General features: G+C 69.6%; 13 protein-coding genes. 6 read left to right on the forward strand and 7 right to left on the reverse strand.

Annotated features, from left to right (window positions below; translation table 11 throughout):
- Positions 1–16: 16 nt before the first annotated feature.
- The 3 genes from ACIQD6_RS29850 to ACIQD6_RS29860 all read right to left on the reverse strand — a co-directional run bounded on the left by ACIQD6_RS29850 (position 17) and on the right by ACIQD6_RS29860 (position 4,335).
- Positions 17–1,285, reverse strand: coding sequence for an LCP family protein (locus tag ACIQD6_RS29850; RefSeq protein ID WP_401888309.1), 1,269 nt, complete (start codon positions 1,283–1,285; stop codon positions 17–19).
- A 219-nt stretch (positions 1,286–1,504) separates the two neighbouring features.
- Entirely contained in the window at positions 1,505–2,584 is a 1,080-nt protein-coding gene (locus tag ACIQD6_RS29855; protein ID WP_401888312.1) for a DUF1259 domain-containing protein, read from the reverse strand.
- Between the two features lie 221 nt (positions 2,585–2,805).
- On the reverse strand, positions 2,806–4,335 hold the full coding sequence (locus tag ACIQD6_RS29860; protein ID WP_401888315.1) for an LCP family protein: 1,530 nt from the start codon (positions 4,333–4,335) through the stop codon (positions 2,806–2,808).
- Between the two features lie 209 nt (positions 4,336–4,544).
- Between ACIQD6_RS29860 and ACIQD6_RS29865 the strand changes: the two genes are divergently transcribed.
- Positions 4,545–5,624, forward strand: a complete 1,080-nt coding sequence (locus ACIQD6_RS29865) for a glycosyltransferase family 2 protein (protein WP_401888317.1) — start codon at positions 4,545–4,547, stop codon at positions 5,622–5,624.
- A 106-nt stretch (positions 5,625–5,730) separates the two neighbouring features.
- Here ACIQD6_RS29865 and ACIQD6_RS29870 read toward each other — a convergent pair whose 3' ends face one another.
- The 4 genes from ACIQD6_RS29870 to ACIQD6_RS29885 all read right to left on the reverse strand — a co-directional run bounded on the left by ACIQD6_RS29870 (position 5,731) and on the right by ACIQD6_RS29885 (position 12,085).
- On the reverse strand, positions 5,731–7,236 hold the full coding sequence (locus tag ACIQD6_RS29870) for an LCP family protein (protein ID WP_401888319.1): 1,506 nt from the start codon (positions 7,234–7,236) through the stop codon (positions 5,731–5,733).
- Between the two features lie 413 nt (positions 7,237–7,649).
- Complete coding sequence (locus ACIQD6_RS29875; RefSeq protein WP_401888322.1) at positions 7,650–9,473, reverse strand: LCP family protein; 1,824 nt, start codon at positions 9,471–9,473, stop codon at positions 7,650–7,652.
- 221 nt (positions 9,474–9,694) lie between these two features.
- Complete coding sequence (locus tag ACIQD6_RS29880) at positions 9,695–10,987, reverse strand: LCP family protein (RefSeq protein WP_401888323.1); 1,293 nt, start codon at positions 10,985–10,987, stop codon at positions 9,695–9,697.
- Between the two features lie 339 nt (positions 10,988–11,326).
- A complete protein-coding gene (locus tag ACIQD6_RS29885; protein ID WP_401888326.1) occupies positions 11,327–12,085 on the reverse strand; it encodes a TIGR03089 family protein in 759 nt (252 codons plus the stop codon).
- Between the two features lie 126 nt (positions 12,086–12,211).
- Between ACIQD6_RS29885 and ACIQD6_RS29890 the strand changes: the two genes are divergently transcribed.
- The 5 genes from ACIQD6_RS29890 (at position 12,212) to ACIQD6_RS29910 (ending at position 17,684) form a co-directional block, all read left to right on the forward strand.
- Positions 12,212–13,648, forward strand: coding sequence for a peptidoglycan recognition protein (locus tag ACIQD6_RS29890; RefSeq protein ID WP_401888328.1), 1,437 nt, complete (start codon positions 12,212–12,214; stop codon positions 13,646–13,648).
- A gap of 128 nt (positions 13,649–13,776) precedes the next feature.
- Positions 13,777–14,892 carry a sugar phosphate nucleotidyltransferase gene (locus ACIQD6_RS29895; RefSeq protein ID WP_401888419.1) on the forward strand — a complete coding sequence of 372 codons (1,116 nt, stop codon included), beginning with the start codon at positions 13,777–13,779 and terminating at the stop codon, positions 14,890–14,892.
- 365 nt (positions 14,893–15,257) lie between these two features.
- On the forward strand, positions 15,258–16,043 hold the full coding sequence (locus ACIQD6_RS29900; RefSeq protein WP_401888329.1) for a DUF5753 domain-containing protein: 786 nt from the start codon (positions 15,258–15,260) through the stop codon (positions 16,041–16,043).
- A gap of 5 nt (positions 16,044–16,048) precedes the next feature.
- A complete protein-coding gene (locus tag ACIQD6_RS29905; protein WP_401888332.1) occupies positions 16,049–16,234 on the forward strand; it encodes a DUF397 domain-containing protein in 186 nt (61 codons plus the stop codon).
- Between the two features lie 205 nt (positions 16,235–16,439).
- Entirely contained in the window at positions 16,440–17,684 is a 1,245-nt protein-coding gene (locus ACIQD6_RS29910; RefSeq protein WP_401888333.1) for a serine hydrolase domain-containing protein, read from the forward strand.
- Positions 17,685–17,928: the final 244 nt, after the last annotated feature.

Here is a 17,928-nt window from a genome sequence, read left to right on the forward strand (position 1 = left end):
CTCCGTGCCGTCGGGGTCAGTTGTCGGAGACGGTGACCTTCTCGTCGTTGTTGAGCTGGTTCACCAGTTCCTTGACCTTCGCCTTGTCCCAGACGAGATTGCCGCCGGAGCTGCCCGAGATCGGCATGTTCATGGACTTGCCCTCGCCGCCCGTGACGCCCTTCATCGCGAAGAACATCTGGCCCAGCGACCACAGGGACATGTCCTTGTCCACGATCAGGGTGTCCAGGCCCGCGCTCATCGTCGGGTAGAGCTTGAACGGGTTGATGATCGTGCTCGGCGTGGCCGTCTGCGAGGCCAGGGCCGCGAGGAACTTCTGCTGGTTCTTCGTGCGGTCCAGGTCGCTGTTGGCGAAGGCGTACCGCGTCCGTACGAAGGCCAGCGCCTGCTCGCCGTCCAGAGTCTGCTCGCCCGCCTTGAAGTCGGCGCCGGACTTCTGGTCCTTGAACGCCTTCGGGATGTCCATGTCCACCCCGCCGATCGCGTCCACGATGTTGGCGAAGCCGGCGAAGCCGATCTCGACGTAGTGGTTGATGTGCAGGCCGGTGTTGTACTCGACGGTACGGACGAGCAGTTCCGGGCCGTCCTCGGCGTAGGCCGCGTTGAGCTTGGTCTGCCGTCCCGTGTTCGGGAAGGTCTTGCCGGACTCCGAGCCCACGAACGACGGGATCGTCACATTGGAGTCGCGCGGCAGCGAGATCAGCGTCGGGCCGTTCGATCCGTCGTGCAGGATCATCATCGAGTCGGTGCGCTTGCCCTCGGCGGAGCCCGTGTGGAGCTTCTTCTTGTCCTCGGCGGTCATGCCCTCACGGCTGTCCGAGCCGACGATCAGATAGTTCGTGCCGTCGCCCTCCTCCGGCCGCTCGATGACCTTGGAGAGGTCCACCTCGCGCTTGAGCTTGCCGTCGGCCCAGAAGTACGTGCCGATGGAGACAGTGAGGATCACGACGACCAGGGCCAGCGCGCCGACCTTGATCCGGCGGCGCCAGTCGGGCGCCTGTCGGGGCGAACCGCCCTGGCCGGATCCGCCGCCGCCCTGCGGGGGAATGCCGCCCCGGCCGCCGCCACCGCCGCCGTAGACCTGGCCCGTGTTGTATCCGCTGTCGTACGTCTGGTCCGGGCCCGCTCCGGGCCGGCCGTACCCCGGCGACTGCTGGGGTACGCCTCTGGGCTGTACGTGCGGCATCGCGCGCGCGCCCTCGGGCTGTGAGCCCGCACTGCCGCGCCCGTAGCGGTCGCGCCGCTCGCCGCGGTCGCCGGTCGGTCCATCGGGCCATTCATTCATGCGGACCAGTGTGCCGGGCGGGTCTGTGTCCCATACAGGGGAGTAGCGAATCGGGGCGGGGCTGTTGCCAATCTGATGCACATGGGGTCTGGACGTCACCTGCCGGCCACTTCCGCACGGCCCTCCCGGACGGTGCCCGCGGGACGGTCACGTGGCCGCTCCGGAGTGCGGAGCGGCCCACGTCACATGCCGTGGCCCATGACGGCGTGCCGGGCTCGGTCAGGCGTCCCCTCCGCCTCCGCCACCGCCGGGAACGACGTTGGTCACATCCAGAGCGGAGCGCAGGGCCTTGGCGAGTTCGACGGCGTCGCCCACGGCCCAGAAGTGGGTGAAGAACAGCCGGGGCTCCTCCGTCAGGCCGTGATTGTGCAGCTCTACGAGGCTGATCCCGCCGCGCCGCAGCGCCTTGAGAACCTTCTGGACCTCCTCGGCGACCATGACGAAGTCACCGTTGATCGCCGCCTTCCCGCCGCCCAGCGGCTGGAAGTTGAAGGCGGTGGACGCCCCCAGGCCCCGGGGCATCAGCATGCCGTCGTCGATGACGGTCTCGCGGCGGTGGAAGACGGCTTTGTAGAGGCCGCCGTCGTTGGAGCCCTTGGTGCCCAGCGTGGCGTCGAGCTGCCGGGTGTCCAGATCGAGCGGTGGCTTCGCCGGCGGGCGCCCGGGTTTGACGGGCGGCGTCCCCGTACGGTCGAGGGCCGCGCGCACACCGCGGGCGATGGCCACCGCGTCGTGCCCGTGCGCGTGGACATGGATCCACCAGACGTCGGGGCTGTGGGCCAGCAGATGCTTGTGGAGCGCGGTCTGCGCGATTCCGCGCGCCTGGAGGGTGTCGGACACCTTCTGCAACTCGCCCTCGGTGACGGTCAGATCGCCCATGGCGAGCGTGGAGCCGTCCTCGTAGCGGACGAAGGCCACGTGCGACCCCAGGGCGAGCCCCGAGGTGACCTTGACGTCGTACGAGACGACGTGCAGGTCATTGCGTGGGGCCCGCGCGTGGAGGTACTCGTCGCGCACCATGCTGCCGGGGAGGCCCAGCGCCTTCAGGACGTCGCTCCAGTCGGCTGCCTTGGTGGGCGCCGGTCTGAGCGGGTCCGGGTGGCCGATGCGGTGCGGGCCGTCCTGGTGATCGGGTTGGTCCCGGTCCGGGTGGTGCGGTCCGGTTCGCCGCGGGGTCCCGGCGCAGGCGGCGCTCGCCCCCGCTCCGGCCAGCAACGGCACCAGCGCGGCCGCGGTCAGCAGCCGGCGTCGGGGTGTGACGGCCTGAACGGATGTGTCCTGCTGTCGGTTTTCGCTCACCGTGTGAGCACCTCCGTGGGTAGGCAGAGTGGATAGGCGAGACATGTGGCTGGCAGGTGGACAGGTGGACAGGTGGACAGGTGGCTGGGAAAAGGAAGGGCAAGGGGACGGGACGGGACGAGATGGGTACGGCCGTGAGCGCGCGAGCGTCGTGACGCACCGCCCACCACGGCCCGCGCCGTACGCGAACGGCGTCCCTGAGCGCCGTACACGTACGCCTCTCAGGGACACACGACCTGGTCCCCGGTCACCGCCTCGAACTGGCCCTTGGGCTTTTCCTCCGCACGGACCGGCGTCACCGTCCTGTAGTCCGTCCCCGCCATCACCTTGAGCGTGGCGCCCTGCTGCCGTACGGCGCGCAGTTCACTGCCGGGCAGCGCGGCCGCCAGGGACTTCGCCGACCGGTCCCAGCGCGGGTCGTACATCACGACCGTCCGACCCACCTCCGGCCCGTCGGAGCCCAGCGGAGTCCGGGTCGTCGCGAAGCCCGTGCCGCGCAGGGCGTCGTCGACCTCCTTGCCGAGTCCGTCCCTCCGCGTGCCGTTGTAGACCTGCACCCGGATTTCCTGCGGCTTCACATCGACCAGCCGGGCATCCTTGGCGGGCTTCGGCGACGCCGATGACCGGCTCGGCTCCGGCGACCGCGCGCTCCGGGCCGGGGTCAGCGGCTTGTCCTCGCGCAGCGCGCGGAAGAGGCTCCTCGACTTCTCCGGGTCCCACTTCACCGTCGCTCCGACGCCCGGGACCGAGATGCCCTTGCCACTGAGCGGTACGGACGTGAACTCCGACGAGGACGGCGACAGCCCCCGCATCGCCTCGCCGACGGCGAGCATCTGTTCCGTACCGAAGCCCGCGTCGGCGCGGACCGAGCTGAGCATCGTCGAGGTGACGTCCCGGAGCTTCACCGGGTTCAGCAGGACACCGCGGTCGGCGGCCCGGCTGATCAGCGCGGCCACCAAGCGCTGCTGGCGCTGCATCCTGCCGAGGTCGGCGTCGCTGTCGATGTGCCGGGACCGTACGTACTGGAGCGCCTCGCCGCCGTTCATCCGGTGGGTGCCGGGAGCCAGATCGAGTCCCGTGTTCGAGTCCTTCAGTGAGCTGGGCGTACAGATCTCCACCCCGCCCAGCGAGTCCACCGTCTTCATGAAGCTCGTGAAGTCGACTTCCAGGTAGTGACTGATCTTCACGCCCGTCATGCGTTCCACGGTCCGGACCGTCAGACTCGGCCCGCCCTCCGCGTAGGCGGCGTTGATCTTCACCGGGTGCGGCTTGTGCTGCTTGCCGGTGGTTCCGTCGGTGTGCTCGGGCAGTTCCGCGTAACTGTCGCGCGGCACGCTCACGACGCTGGCGCGCTTCCCGTTCTCCGAGAGGTGGACGAGCATGATCGTGTCGGTGCAGTGGCAGGGAGCGCCGCCGAGCCGGTACGTCCGCCGTTCGGACTCCGTGATCTTGTCGCGGCCGTCGGTGCCGACGAGCAGGAGGTTCAGGCCGTGGCCCGCGTCGGGCCGGTTCTTCATGTCCTTGAACGCGTCGACCCGGCCGATCCCGGTGTCGAGGCTGGTCACCACCGCGTGGCCGATCCCGCCGGTGCCCAGGACCAGGACGGAGAGGGCGGTCGCCACCCGCGTTCCCCAGCGTGGCCGCTTGCCCCGGCTCCTCGGACCCGCCCTCCGGCCCGCCCCCGCCCGGGGCCGGCCGGCCGGCCGGTGCGGTGGGGCGGAGCGGCGGGAGGAGCGGGGCGGCGTGGGCACGGGGTACACCTCCGCGGTGACAGGGGGGAACGCGAGCACGGTAGGCCCATACGATCAGCGCCACTGGGCAGCAACCCGGGCGGCGCGCGTCGCTGTCCCCCGTTCGCGGTAACGTGGCGGTCTTACCGCCGTCTCCCGAAGGCCGGCCACGGCCGTGTGCAGCCTGGCCGAGGCCGGCCCCGGGCCCCGAAGGACCCCCGAAGGACCACATGCCTGCCCTGCCTCCCGCAGTCTCCGTGATCATGCCGGTGCTCAATGAGGAACGTCATCTGAGGAACTCCGTCCGGCACATCCTGGAGCAGGAGTACGAAGGCGAGATGGAGGTGGTCATCGCGCTCGGGCCCTCCACGGACCGTACGGACGAGATCGCCGCCGAGCTGGTACGGGAGACCGCGTCCCACGCGCGTGCACGCGTCCAGACCGTCCCCAACCCGACCGGCCGCACCCCGGCCGCGCTGAACGCCGCGATCAAGGCGTCCAGGCACCCCGTCGTCGTACGGGTCGACGGCCACGGCATGCTCTCGCCGAACTACATCGCCACCGCCGTCCGGCTGCTGGAGGAGACCGGCGCGCAGAACGTCGGCGGCGTCATGCACGCCGAGGGCGAGAACGACTGGGAGCACGCGGTCGCCGCCGCCATGACCTCCAAGATCGGCGTCGGCAACGCGGCCTTCCACACCGGAGGTCAGGCCGGGCCCGCCGAAACCGTGTATCTGGGTGTCTTCCGGCGCGAGGCGCTGGAACAACAGGACGGCTACAACGAGGAGTTCATCCGCGCCCAGGACTGGGAGCTGAACTTCCGTATCCGTGAGTCCGGCGGCGCGATCTGGTTCTCGCCCGAGCTGCGGGTGCAGTACCGCCCGCGCCCCTCGGTCAGGGCACTCTCCAAGCAGTACAAGGAGTACGGCCGCTGGCGCCATGTCGTCGCCCGCTACCACTCGGGCTCGATCAACCTGCGCTATCTCGCGCCGCCGACGGCCGTCTGCGCCATCGCCGCGGGCATCGTGGCCGGTGCGGTGCTCACGCCCTGGGGCTTCGTCGTACCGGCCGGCTACCTCGCCGCGATCGTCGCGGGCTCCGTCCCGGCGGGCAAGGGACTGTCGCTGAAGGCCCGGCTCCAGATCCCGGTGGCGCTGGCCACCATGCACATGTCGTGGGGCTACGGCTTCCTGACCAGCCCGCGCTCGCTGGCGAAGAAGGTCATCGCGAGCCGCCGCCCGGCGGCACGGCAGGACCAGGGGCAGGACCAGGATCAGGGGCAGGACCAGGGCAACATCACGACGGCCTGATTCCGGAGGGGCGGCCTGGTTCCGGAAGGGCGACCTGGTTCCCGAAGGCGCGCCGTGCCCGCGGTCCGGTCACCCCGGCCGCGGGCCCGGCCAGTAGGACGTACGCCTACCAGCGGTACTTGTCGTACACGTCCATACAGGCGTCCTTGTCGGACCCGTTGATGGCTTCCGCCGAGTCCGGGACACCGCCCGCCTTGGGCGGGGCCGCCTTCGGGTACGAGGTGCCGTCGCGCCAGTCGGCGCCCACGACCACCGTGACACCCGAGACATCCGTGGACCGCTTCACCGAAGTCGGCGGAATCCCGAGGGACTTGGCGACCGCCTGCGCGTCCCCCTCCAGATCCGCGGTGGGGAAGCTCACCGTGGTCTTCTCCTGCGGGACCTGCTGGGTGCCGGCCGTGGCCAGCGCGTAGCCCTTGCCGTTGAGCACGTCCGCGATGTCGGCGGCCCGGCCCCGTACGGCGGCCTGCTCGCCACCGGTGCCGTTGCGTACGGTCACGCCGGTCTCGGCGGGTGCGGCAGCCGGGTCCTTGGAGACCGGCTCGGTCGTCTTCTTCGCGGACTTCCCGGACTTCGCGGCCTCGGACGCGGAACCGTTGCGGTCGAAGGCGACGTCGTCGCGGAGCATCTCCCACATCGTGCCGGCATCGGCCTCGTCGGGGACCAGGTGGTTCGGGTCCTGGGCGTCCACCACCGTGGGCATGGTGCTCATGGTGATGCGGTCGGACGGTACGTCCTTCAGCTGCATGCCCAGGTCGAACAGCTTCTTGACCGTGCCGATCTCCTCGGAGACCTCCAGCGACTTCGTGGCGGCCTCCGCCAGATCGGTGAGCCGGGGAGCGTCGGTGAAGACGTTCTGCGACTGAAGCTCGCGGATCATGGAATTCAGGTACATGTGCTGGGCCCTGGCCCGGCCGAGGTCGCTGTAGAACGCGTGCCGGGTACGCAGCCACTGCAGCGCCTGCTCGCCCTTGATGTCGTGCACGCCCGCCGTGAGCTTCAGCCCCGAGCCGCCGGGGACCCCGGGGCGCGGCCGGTCCCAGATGTTGTCCTTGACGCAGACCTTGACGTCGCCGATCGCGTCGGCCATCTTCACCACACCGGAGAAGTCGATCGTCATCCAGTGGTCGATGTAGACACCGGTCAGCTTCTCCCAGGTGGCGAGGGTGCAGCCGGGGCCGCCGCGTGCCAGTGACTCGTTGATGATGGCGTCGGTCGCGGGGAAGACCTCGCCCGTTCCGGCGTCCTCGCACTCCGGGATCTCGACCCGGGTGTCCCGGGGGATGCTCACGACCGAGGCGTTCTTCCGGTCGGCGGAGACGTGGACGAGCATCTGCACATCGCCGAGCGGAGGGTTGTCCGCGGTGTCCCTGCTGCCGCCGAGCTTGACGTTCTCGGCCTTCGCGCGGCTGTCGGAGCCGATCAGCAGGATGTTCAGCGGGGTCTGGCCGGCCGAGTTCGCGCCGGGTCTGTCCACGCCGCTGGATCCGTTGCTGCGCTCGCCGCTGCGTATGTTGCCGTTGAGGTGCTGGTAGTACAGATAACCGGCGCCGGCCGTCCCGAGTATCAGCAGTGACAGCACGGCGGCGGCCCAGCGGATTATTCGTCTCATCCGCCGGGGGCCGCCGTTCGTACGCTGCGGGGCGGCGTCGGCGTCGGCGGGGGGAGCGCCTTTGCCGGCTTTGCCGCCTTTACCGGCCTTACTGGCCTTACCGGCTTGTCCGGAGGCCGGTTCAGGGCCTGTGCCCGGTTCCGGTCCTGCGCCTGGTTCGGATCCTGCGTCCGGTCCCGAGCCCGGCGCCGGGACCGGCCCTGCGTCCGGTCCCGGCCCTGGCTCCGAGTTCGCGCCCGAGCTCTCCGGCGACTTCCCGTCACCGTTACCGTCGTACAGACTGTCGTCCCAGCCCAACTCGCGGGCCTGCGGGGCGTCTTCCGGAGCCCCCTCCCGTCCCACACTGCCCTGACGCATTCGTTCTCGTTCTCCCCGTCAGGCTGTCCGTATGAGCCGGTGGTGGTGCTCCGGCGTCACTTCGAGCAGACCTGCTTGTCCGCTTCGACCTTCTGCACACCCTCCGGCGCCTTCGCCGGTCCGGTGATGGGCACGCCGGCCTCCTTGAAGTCCTCCCCGAGAGTCAGGGTCATCGCCTCAAGACCCTCGGCGTCCTCCGTGCCCGGCTTCATTCCGCTCGCGGGCAGACCCAGCATCTCCGCGAGCGCACGCGCCTGGTCGGCCTGGTTCGGCGCGTACTCCAGGGTCGTCTTGGACACATCCGCCGGGGCGTTGCCCTTGTTGGTGGACTTCAGCACGCCCTCGGTGTTCTGGAGCCAGTTCAGCGTCTCCTGCGCGGAGCCCTGCGGGCCACCGCCGTTGAACACATCGACCCGTACGTCGGCCGGGTCCGCCTTCGTGCCCTTGAGGAGCGCCTCCTGCTTCTTCTTGGCGGCCGCTTCCTTCGCCGACTCCTTCTTCTTCACCTCGGTGAGGGAGACGTCGTTCTGCATCATCGAGAACAGCGGCTTGGCCTGGGCCTCGTTGAGGACCACCGTGGCCGGGACGGGCTCATTCGGGTTGTCGACCACCGGCAGCGTCGCGAAGGTGATGTTCTTCGGGTTCACCGAGGCGAGTTCCTTGCCCAGGTCGCTGAGCTTCTCGATGGTGCCGATGCCGGTGTCGACCGTGAGCGCGTTGGTGGCCGCCTCGGCCAGCTTCCACAGCTTGCTGGGGCTGGTGAGGGTCTGGCTGGACTGTATCTGCCGGATCATCGAGCTGAGGAACTGCTGCTGCGTCTGGATCCGGGTGAGGTCGCTCTCGTTGCCGAACGCGTGCCGCGTACGGACGAAGGCGAGGGCCTGCTCGCCCTCGATGCGGTGCGGGCCCTTGGTGAGCTTGAGGCCCGACTTGGGGTCGTCGACGTCCTTGCCCACGCACACGTTGACACCGCCGACCGCCGTCGAGATCTCCTTGACCGCGTTGAAGTCGGCCATCATGAAGTGGTCGACCGTGAGCCCGGTGAGCTCCTTGACCGTACGCATCGTGCAGCCGGGGTCCCGGTCGTCCTGGCCGAGGCTGACGTTGAACCGTGTCTGCGGTGTACCGGGGATTTCCTTCGTGCCGTCCTTCGTCTTGGCCGTGCAGTCGGGAATGTCGGTGATCAGGTCACGCGGGATGGACAGCGCCGTGGCGTTCGTACGGTCCTTCGAGACGTGGAACAGGATGTTCGTGTCCGCGTGGCCGGCGCTGCCGTTGTCGCCGTAGCCCTCGTTGCCCGAGCCGGTGCGCTTGTCCGTGCCGATCACCAGGATGTTGACGGCCTGGTCCTTCTTGAAGCCGCCGCTGCCCGCGCCCTCGACATCGATCGTGTCGATGTTCCCGTTGAAGTGCTGGTAGACGAAGTACCCGGTGGTGCCACCACCGACGAGCAGGAACGCCATCACACCGCCGGTCCACACCAGCGCCTTCCTGCCGCCCGACTTCTTGGCCTTGCGCTTGCGGCGTCCGGCCGCTGCTGACGGGTCGGGCTGGCCCTTCCCCGCCCGGCGGCTGCGCTGGCCCGGCACGTCGGCGCGGGGCGCCGCGTCGTTGCCGGTGCCCTTGCCGCGCTTGCCGGAACGGCCCGTGGCCGCCGACGCGGAATCGCTCCGCGGCGCGTCGTCCCGCGGCGCGTCGCCGGTCTCCGGGGCGTCCTTTCTGCGAGAGCCCCTTCCCGACCTGGCGTCCTGCGGTCTTGAGGAGGTCGGCTGCCCTGTGGAGTGGTCCAGTCGCAGCTCGTAGTTACCGGTCTGCGGGTTGAGGACCCACTGGTCGGCGGGGTCGATCTCGTCCGCCTGTCCACGGCTATGCGCATCCACGGTTGTCTGATCCTCCGTCGGTGCCACGCGAGCGCCTTCCCCCGGAAGGTGCTCGGTTTTCGATCCAGTTGTGCGCGACCGTCGCGGTCGTATGCACCGGATCGCGCCACACTATCCGCCCAGTTCAGCGTGCAGTGACGCGAGTGACAAATTCCTTGGCCCTTACAAGCGGGCAATCTGCCCAATCTTCATAGACTGAAGGTCTCTCTTTGGTCATGGTTTTACTCGCACACCCCCACGGCGGCGTTTGTTCCCGAGAAGGTCGGGTCCGGTTCGGCGCCCTGATCGCTGGCGATCGTGCCGTCGTCCGGGCTGTCTTCCGTGCCGTCTTCCGTGCCGTCGTTCTTGTCGGCCGGTTCGACCGTGACGGGCTCGTCGTCGCGCAGCCGCTCGAAAAGCCTGTCCGCGTCGGGCTGGACGAGTTCGTCACGATTCGGGTCCTGGCTGTACGGCTGCCGGGGCGCGGTCAGGAACTGCACCTTCTCCGTCGGCACGCTCCGCATGGAACTCGCCAGGTCGTAGAGGTCGCCGAGCGTGCCCAGGCCCGGGTCGGTGGTGAGGGACTTGGTCGCCGCGTCCAGTACGGGATAGAGCTGGGCCGGATTGAGCAGCACCCCGTTGCTCCGCACCTTCTTGAACAAGGCGCCGAGGAAACGTTGCTGCCGCTCCATCCGCTGCGTGTCGCTGCTGTCGCCGATGCCGTGACGGGCGCGTACGTAGCCGAGGGCCTGTTCGCCGTCGAGGGTCTGAGTACCGGCGGGGAGCTTGAGATGCGCCTGTGGGTCGTCGACCGGGTCCTTGAGGCAGACCTGGACGCCGTCGACGGCGTCCACCACGTCCTTGAAGCCGCTGAAGTCGATGACCATGTGGTGGTCGACGCGTATCCCGGTGAGCTTCTCGATCGTACGGACCGTACAGGCCGCGCCCCCGAACTCGAAGGCCCAGTTGAACTGCGCGAACTGGGCGCCGCTGCGGGTGCCGTCCGCCTCGCGGCAGCTGGGGATGTCCACCATCAGGTCGCGCGGTATGGAGATGGCCGTCGCGCTCTTCCGGTCCGCCGCCAGGTGCATCAGCATCGTGGTGTCGGACCGCGACGAACCGCCGTCGTCCCGGCCGTACTTGCCGTTGTCCTTGCCCGAGCGGCTGTCCGAGCCGATGAGCAGGATGTTCTGCGCGTCGAGGGCGACCGGGGTGGGGCGGTCCTTCTCGTACGTCCGGAGCTCGGCCGCCGCGGCGTTGTCGGTGGTGATGTTCCCGTCGAGCTTCCGGTAGAACCACCAGCCCGTTCCGGCGACGGCGAGGACGACGACGGAGGTGCCGAGCGCCGTCCAGCGCAGCCAGTGGCGTGTGCGGCGGGGGCGAGGACCGGCCGGCTCTGCGGGCCCGGCACTGCTGTCCTCGACGAGCCCGGCACTGCCGTCTTCGACGGGCCCAGCATCGTTGTCTTCGACGTGGACCCCGCCCTCGGACGACTCGTCCGGTTCGGCCGGCGCACTCCCAGCACTTTCGGTCACGTCCACGTCCATCCTTCAAGGCGTCGGCAGCGCGCTGGGCTGCCGGTTGCTGGGGTAGACGGGCGAGCACCGTGCTTGGTTGTGCTGCGAGTTGAACGTATTACCGATCAAAGACAACGTTGACGAAACCGAAACCTGGGGGCGCTGAGGCCGTGCCCTGGTTGGCTGGTTCTGGTGTGGTGTCGGACTGCCCGGCGTGGGTCACGGTGGCCGGTCCGTCACTCCAACCGGTCCGTCACTCCAACCGGTCCGTCACTCCAACCGGTCCGTCACTCCAACCGGTCCGGCCACCCCGGGCGGTCCGGCCACCCCGGGCGGTCCGTCACCCCGGGCGGTGTCTTACACCGCCCGGTCGGTGACCCGCTCACTCGCGACGCGCTGTTCGAGCGATTCCGCCGACAGCCCGTCGAGATTCCGGCAGAGCACGACGGACCCGCCTGCCACGAGCGGGGCGTACAGCCCGGCGGACAGCCCTTCCCAACTGTCGTACGCCAGCCCCGACAGCAGCCGTGAACCGGGCGCCAGGCCGCGCTCGCCGGCGTCCGCGCCCGCCCGCGCGACGAGCTCGGCCGAGGTCAGTTCCGTACCGCCGACGGTGAGCGCGGGCGCGTCCGGGTCCACCGGGGCGTACGGCGCGAAGCGGTCCCCCTGGCCCGGTACCTCGACGGCGTAGTCCATGAAGCCCTGCGGCGGCTGTGGAAAACGGCCGCCCAGCGGGCGCAGCGCGAGCGCCACCCGCTCGCCGCCGCACGCGCGCGCCGCGGCGAGCACGTCGGGGTCGGGGCCACTGACGACGAGGTCGGCCGCCGCCGGGTCGCCGCCGATCTCGACACTCACGCCGACCGACGAACAGGCGAGCAGCCACACCGCGCTCTGCCAGTGCGCGGGCAGCAGCAGCGCGAGCCGGTCGCCCGGCTCCGCGGCGAGATCTCCCTGGAGCAGATTGGCGGTCTTGGACACCCAATTGGTGAAGGTGGTCACGGACAATTCCACCCGTTCACCGGTGGCATCGTCGTAGAAAGTGATCAAGGGGCGGGCCGGGTCCGCGGCAAGAGCGGATCGCAGCAGGTCGGCGGGGGTACGGTCGCTGGCGTTCACGCGGGAAAGGGTACGGGGCGGGGCCGGACGGCCGCCGCCGTACCGGTGACGGCGTGCACCGGTCGGACCGACGGGCCGTCAGTTTTCCGGCGGGCGGGGCGGGACCGGTGGCCGCAGGCTCGGACCATGCGTGCCTACCTAGCAACCTCGATCGGCGTCGCGTGTACCGCCGCCCTGGTCCTCCCGCTGTCGATTCCGCCGGGCGCGGTCGCCGCCCCGCAGGCCGCGACCTCGCGATCCACGGCCCCGCAGACCACGGCCGTGCCGGGCTCCACCCAGTCGCTCCCGCTGTCCGACCTGGCCTCGCGCCGCTCGCCCGGCGCCGCCCCCGAGCGGGGACTGGCCCGACGTGGCGTCAGCCCGTTCTCCCTGCTCGGCGTCGTCTGGGACGACGCCGACGCCGAACTCCACGGCTCGGTCCAGGTCCGTACCCGCGAGCTCGGGACACACGACTGGTCCGACTGGCAGCGGCTGGAGACACACAGTCAGGAACACGGCGCCGACCTCGGTACGAAAGAGCGCGACTCGGGGACCGTACGCGGCGCCACCGACCCGCTCTGGGTCGGCGGCTCGGACGGCGTGGAGATCCGCGTACGGGCCACGGAGAGGCTGGACGAGTCCGGTCCGTCCCGCTCGCTGCTGCCCCAGGGGCTGCGCCTGGAACTGGTCGACCCGGGGAAGGAGCCGCCGGTCCCCACGGGCACCACCGCAGGGAGCCCGGCCGCGGGCAGCCCGGTCGCGGTCCCTCCGGCCGGGGGCAGCCCGGCCGGGGGGAGTCCTGCCGCGGGCGAGCGCGTGCCTGCTGCCGCCATGACCGCCGAGGACGCGGCCAGTTCGGCCGTCAACGCGGAGTTCGCGGAGCTCGGCGCCACCGAGATCACGGCCCAGTCCAAGGCCGAGACCGAGGCCGACCTGGCCGAGGCGGCCGAATCCGACCAGTCCGCCGCCCGCAGGCCGTACATCGGACCGCGCCCGCGCATCATCACGCGCAGGGGCTGGGGGGCGGACGAGAGGCTCCGCGAGAAGCAGTTCGGCTACACGAAGACCGTCAAGGCGGCCTTCGTCCACCACAGTGGGACGGGCAACAACTACTCGTGCCGGCAGTCGCCCTCCGTCCTGCGCGGTATCTACCGGTACCACGTGAAGAGCAGTGGCTGGCGGGACCTCGGCTACAACTTCGCCATCGACAAGTGCGGAAACATCTACGAAGGGCGTGCGGGTGGCGTGGCGAGGCCCGTTCAGGGCGCCCACACGCTCGGTTTCAACAAGAACAGCATGGGCATCGCCGTCCTCGGGACGTACAGCGGCTCGAACCCGCGGGCCGCCGCCACGACGGCCGTCGCCAGACTCACCGCGTGGAAGCTCGGACTTCACGGCATCAATCCGCGCGGGAAGGTCAGGCTGACGTCCGGTGGGAGCAACAAGTACAAGAAGGGCGCAAGGGTCAGGCTCAACGCCATCTCCGGACACCGGGACGGATTCGTCACCGACTGCCCAGGAGCACGTCTCTACAGGAAGCTCGGCACGACGCGGACCTCGTCGGCCCGGTACCAGGGGCGCTGACGCGGGGCGCGAGTGGGAGGACACGGGGGCGCGGGTCCGCGGGTGGGAGGAGACGGGGGCGCGGGGCGCGCCGGACAAGCTGCACACACTGGTCGGCCTATGCATGTACGAATGTGTGTATGTATGAAATGCCGACCCCAGCAGGAAGCAGAGACGACACGGTGACAGAAGCGATCCTCCTGGTCGGCGGCAAGGGCACCCGGCTGCGTCCGCTCACGGTGCACACCCCCAAGCCGATGGTGCCCGCGGCCGGTGTCCCGTTCCTCACCCATCAGCTGGCCAGGGCGCGGGCGGCGGGCGTCGAACACATAGTGCTCGCCACGTCGTACCTCGCCGAGGTCTTCGAACCGTACTTCGGAGACGGCTCGTCCCTCGGACTGCACCTGGAGTACGTGACCGAGCACGAGCCGCTCGGTACGGGCGGCGCCATCCGGAACGTTGCCTCCCGGCTGCGCTCCGGGCCCGACGAACCGGTACTGATCTTCAACGGTGACATCCTGACGGGCCTCGACATACGGGCCCTCGTCGGCACCCACACCGCGTCCGGGGCGGACGTCTCGCTCCACCTGACACGGGTCGACGACCCGAGGGCCTTCGGCCTGGTGCCGACGGACGAGGACGGCCGGGTGACGGCGTTCCTGGAGAAGCCGCAGACGCCGGAGGAGATCGTCACCGACCAGATCAACGCGGGCGCGTACGTGTTCCGGCGCTCGGTCATCGACACCATCCCGGAGGGCAGACCGGTCTCGGTGGAACGGGAGACCTTCCCCGACCTGCTGGCCGCCGGCGCGCACCTGCACGGCATGGTCGACTCCACGTACTGGTTGGACCTGGGAACGCCCCAGGCGTTCGTACGCGGCTCGGCGGACCTCGTCCTGGGCCGCGCCCCGTCCCCGGCGGTCCCGGGCCGCTGCGGCGACCGGCTGGTCCTGCCGACGGCGAGAATCGCGGCCGACGCGAAGCTGACCGGCGGGACGGTGGTGGGCGAGGGCGCGCGGGTCGGCGAGGGCGCGCGGATCGACGGCAGCACGGTGCTGGACGGCGCGGTCGTGGAACAGGGCGCCGTGATCACGGACTCGCTGATCGGCGCGGGGGCGCGGGTAGGGGCGCGAACGGTTCTGACAGGGGCGGTGGTGGGTGACGGCGCGGTCGTGGGGGCGGACAACGAACTGCGCGAGGGGGTTCGGGTGTGGTGCGACGTGGAGCTGCCGGCGGGGTCGGTGAGGTTCTCGTCGGACGAGTAGTCGCGGGCATGCGGTGTCGCCGTCTCGGCGGGATGTGGTCGCGGGTGCGGTGTGTGGTGGGTGCGGGTGCCGGGGCCTCCGGAGGTACATGTCCGGACGGCATGATTTACGCCGCGTGCGGCTCTGTTCTTTGTGTGACGGGCGCGTGAGCGGCACAAATCACGCTTTAGTGTCCGAACACGCACCTCCTACGACCCCGACCCCCTCCCGCCGGTGGGCCAGAGCCCCTGTCCGTGCCGACGGGCGGTCTCGTACGTCCGGATCGTGACGCAGACCGGATCGCGGTGGCAGTGGCAGGTGTACGTGTACGTGGGTGCCCTGTTCGCGCTCACGTACGGCGACGGAGCTTGCGTGAAGCACGAGGTATGAGGCAAGCCGCTGCCGCGAACACCTTGTCTGCTTCGGTGGCCAAGGTCGCGAAGATGGAACGCGGGCTGGTGCCGATGCGCGATCCGGACATCCGGGCGCTGTGTCACCTTTACGAGGAGCATGACGCCCAGGTCATAGACCGGCTCCTGGAGTTGGCGAAAGCCGATCGTGACCGCCGCAAGGCGAAGGGCTGGTGGAACCAGTACCCGCAGCTCAAGTCGCAGGTAGAGCACTTCGCACTGGAAGACATCGCGACCGAGATGCGTACCTGGCAACTCGCCTATATTCCTGGTCTGTTGCAGACGGCCGCGTACGCCCGCGCACTGGCGGTCGACAACGCCGCCCAATCGAGTGCTGAGGTGACCGAGGCATTCGTCGAAGCCCGAATGGCGCGGCAGGCACGTCTCGCCGGTGAACGGCCGTTGCGCTTGTGGGCCACGGTGTATGAGGGAGCCGTACGTCAATTGGTCGGCGGGGCGGAGGTCATGCGCCAGCAGCTCACAAAGCTCCTGGATGCCGCCGAGTTGCCCCACGTGGGCTTGCGGGTGATTCCCTACACGGCCGGGGCTCATCCCGGCATGGCCAGCACCTTCACGGTGGTTTCCTTCGCTGAACCAGGGGCTCTGGACGTGGTCCAGTCGGACACCATTTCGACTATGGTTTGGTTGGAGAACGAGGCTGACGCTGCCCGGCATCTTGCGATCTTCGATCGGATCGCACAACGGGCCCTCACCCCGAACGACTCCACCAGATTGATCGAGAGCATCTGCAAGGAGTTGTAGGGACTGTGGAGGACTTCGCTTTCAGAAAGTCCCGCTACAGCAGTGGCGAACCGCACGGCGAGTGCGTCGAAGTAGCCCTCAACGTCCCCCACACCGTCGCAGTACGCGACTCCAAGCACCCCGACGGCCCGATCCTGCGCCTCGCGCCCGCCGTGTGGGGCGACTTCGCCTCGGCCGTACGGTCCGGCTGACCCCGCAACAAGATCCGCACGTCACGGGCCCCCTGCCCGCACCTCTTTGGTGCCGGGCGGGGGCCCGCCTCATGGTCGGTGGGGGTGCTGGCTACACCATGGTTCGGCGGGTGGGCTGTATCGATGCGGAGATCGTGACCGGACATGCTCAAGGGGTCCCGAGAACACCCCCGATCCACCGATCAGGTGGGCACAAGGAGTCCCCGTGTCCGATCGTCTTCACCACTCAGGCCGTACCCACGTTCCGTCGCCGTCGAAGCGCCGGCGGACACTGTCGGCGGTCGCGGCGCTGGCAGTGCTGGGCGGGGTTGTCGCGGGTGGCCCGCTGGCCTACGCCGAGACGCATGAGAGCAAGCCCCGGGTCGCCGCGCAGGCGGCGGAGGGCAAGGCTCGCGGCGCCGTGCAGAAGGCGGCGGACAGCCTGGTGCGCGATGACGGCTTCCCCGGCGTGCTGGCCGCCGTCGAAGGCCGGGACGGGCGTACCCGGGACTACACCGCCGGGGTCGGTGACCGCGAGACGGGGACGGATGTTCCGGTGAACGGGCGGGTGCGGGCCGCCAGCAACACCAAGTCGTTCGTCTCCGCGGTCGTCCTCCAGCTGGTCGGCGAGGGCAAGGTGAAGCTGGACGAACCGATCGAGACGTACCTGCCGGGGCTGGTCCGCGGGGAGGGGATCGACGGCAACAAGATCACCGTGCGGCAGCTGCTCCAGCACACCAGCGGTCTGCCCAATTACACCCAGTACGTCGCGCAGGACGCCTTCAAGACCCGGGACACGTACACGGAACCGCGTGAGCTGCTCGATGTGGCGCTCCAGCACAAGGCGCTGTTCGCGCCCGGCGAGAAGTGGGAGTACAGCAACACCAATTACGTCCTCGCGGGCCTGCTCATCCAGAAGGTCACCGGCCGTCCGGTGAGCGAGGAGATAACCAACCGGATCATCCGCCCGCTCGGTCTGCGGGACACCTACTGGCCGGGCGTCGGCGAGCGGGGCATCCGGGGAGCGCACCCCAAGGGGTACGACACGGAGAAGCCGGGGGCGCCGATGCGCGACATCACCAGGCTGGACCCGTCCTGGGGCTGGGCCGCCGGGCAGCTCGTCTCCTCACCGCGCGATCTCAACAGCTTCTTCTCCGCCCTGCTCGGCGGCGAGGTGCTGCGCCCGGCCGAGTTGAAGGAGATGACGACCACCGTCAAGACCGACGGCTCCCTGCCCAACTCCAGTTACGGGCTCGGCCTGTTCAAGTCCCCGCTGTCCTGCGGCGGCGAGCTGTGGGGCCACGGCGGTGACATCAACGGCTACGAGACTCGCGGCGGCGTCACCAAGGACGGCCGGGCGGTCACCGTGGCGGTCACCGCGCTGCCGAGCGCGGTGGCCACCGACGAGGCCGGGATGATGAAGGCACACCAGCACGTCCTGGACCTCGTGGACACCGCCATCTGCAAGTGATCCCGTACGGCGGCGAGTGATCTTGTGCCGGGAGCGCCGGTGACGGTCCTCATGGGGCCGCCACCGGCGCTCTTGGCATCGCATGGACCCCGGGGATCCGTCGAGGCGCGCCCAGGGCCTAGATGAGTAAGTCCGAAGTCCCGTCTGCCCGGAAACGTCTGGCACGCACGCTCGCCGCGTTGCCGAAATGTCCCCCGTAGCTGCGCTACGAAGACACTCCGGCGCCTTGCGATCGCACGCACCA

Origin of the sequence: Streptomyces sp. NPDC088400, from assembly GCF_044753355.1 — a bacterium.
Classification (GTDB): Bacteria; Actinomycetota; Actinomycetes; order Streptomycetales; family Streptomycetaceae; genus Streptomyces.